The sequence below is a fragment of the Parafrankia discariae genome (assembly GCF_000373365.1).
Taxonomy (GTDB): domain Bacteria; phylum Actinomycetota; class Actinomycetes; order Frankiales; family Frankiaceae; genus Parafrankia; species Parafrankia discariae.
In genome coordinates, this window is record NZ_KB891185.1 from 1 (window position 1) to 1,946 (window position 1,946).

Genomic DNA, 1,946 nt, shown 5'->3' on the forward strand with positions numbered 1-1,946 from the left:
TCCCGCATGCCGAGTCCAGAGGTTTATCGATAAGGGAGCATCCGTTGGCGTGTCAGGCTGGACGATCCTCTCGACAGGCTAATCAAGCGGTATTGTGTCATAGCCTGTCACGCCTGCGTCCTCCGCAAAAACTACTGGAGGTGTCGGGACGACAGGCACGACTACGTGGAGGGGCATATCCCCGTGCCAGGGGGGCGTCCTGATTTCGACTCATGGAATCACGTTGAAGAGTTTGGGACGCAGATCTCTATCGTTCTCGCCTACCCCGAGGCCGGGCTGCGGCAAGGAGCTGAAGAGTACCTCCGTTACACCGCCCGACGTCGAGGCCTCGACACCGACGTCGTGCGACGACTCCAAGCGGCCATCGAGGCCTGGGATGCTCTCTCACGGCCGTGAGACGGCGGATCGTCTCACGGTTAAGAGTCGTCCGGAAACAGACAGTAAGGCTCGCTGGCGACGGCGTCAGCCCAGGTGCCGGAACACCGAGTCCGCCGCGGTGTGGACGTCCGGGAAGCCGTCGTCGATGCGCAGGAGAGATGCCGCCGCCGCGATCGACGCCGTGGCCTGCGCGTAGGCGATCAGCTCAGCGTTGCTGAGAGCGCTCAGGTCCACCTCGGCGAGAGCCTCCTCAGCCCACTTGAGATAGAGCCGGGAGTTGATGGTCGGTTTTCCGAAGGCATCCTCGTCCGGAGGGGGAGCCGGTCGTCGCTTCGCCATGGTCATCCATGATGGCCGAGTGTGGACGGCGGCGTCCTGGAGAACACCCCTCCTGCGGAGGCTGGAGGTAGGTCTCCAACCCGGGCCTTCGGGGATCGCGACGGCCAGGCGCGGTGCGCGGGGACCCCGAGGCGCGGCGCCGGTACGAACTTCTTCGCCCACCTGACGGTGGTCAGCGAGCAACTCGCCAATCCGTCCGCCCTTTGAGGCGGGCGCACACCGCGGTCTTCAGCTCGTCGAGGGGAACCTCGGCGGCCAGGCGGTCCCAGAGGATGAACCGGGGCTTCGAGCGGAAGCCGCGGGCCAGGCCGCGAGCTCGGCGAGGGTCTCGTCCCGCCACAGCAGCTGCACGAGCGCGCGCGGATCCACGGCGTCGTTGGGCTGCGGCGGCCGCGCACTGTCGAGGTGGACCTGCTCGCCGCCGGCGGCCACGCGGACGCCCCACCAGTCGGGCAGGAGGGCCAGCCCGCGTGTGTAGTGGTTCTCGGCCACGACCAGCTCGGCGACGTCGAGGACCTGGGAGTAGACGGCGACCTGGCCAGGCAGCCGGCGCAGGGAGTCGGTGGAGCCCTTGATCTCGAAGCCGGACAGGTGGCCGTTGACGACCGCGACATCCACCCGGGTCAGGCCGCACAGGTCGAGTTCGTCGACGACGAGGGTGTCGGCGTCGAGGTGGGGGGCGAGGTCGCCGAGCAGTGCGCGGCGTAGCTCGGCGTCTCGGAGCACGGCCTCCACCTTCCGTCGCATCGGCATCGGCCTACTCTGGCACCTCTGGCACCGATCATCACGTCTACCCAGCAACGGGCCCTCAGGAGCCGGAGAGTCCCGTGCACACAACCTTGGTCCGCGGAGACTGAACGGCCGACGCGAGCCCGGAACGCGCCGACGCGGTCCGCCTTCCTGGCGGGAGGCAGACCGCACCACCCACGGTACGATCTCCCCGATTCAAGGGGGGATCACATGAAACGAGGCGTTCTCGATGAGGACGGGGCTGTCCGCTGCCCGAAATGCAGATCAACATCGTTTCGGACGAAGCGCAGCTTCAAGGCGAAGGCCGCACTCATCCCCACGGTCGGGGTCGGAGCGCTCGCTGCACCGAAGCGAATCAAGTGTCTGGCCTGCGGGGAGCTATTCAATGAGCCTTTTCAGAGTTGCTTTGCCTGAATCGTGGGAACGTTCCATCTCGCGCGCATGAAGGAGCCGCCGACGGGCGACCCGGAGGCCGGAAG

2 protein-coding genes are annotated in these 1,946 nt (G+C 66.9%); both read right to left on the minus strand.

All coding sequences use genetic code 11. The annotated features are described in order from the left end of the window. Nucleotides 1–462: 462 nt before the first annotated feature. Nucleotides 463–717: a hypothetical protein gene (locus B056_RS0110195; protein WP_020572423.1), complete on the minus strand. Its 255-nt coding sequence runs from the start codon at nt 715–717 to the stop codon at nt 463–465. Nucleotides 718–945: 228 nt separating this feature from the next. Further along, nucleotides 946–1,470, minus strand: coding sequence for a sce7726 family protein (locus B056_RS36015; protein WP_154676954.1), 525 nt, complete (start codon nt 1,468–1,470; stop codon nt 946–948). Nucleotides 1,471–1,946 lie beyond the last annotated feature (476 nt).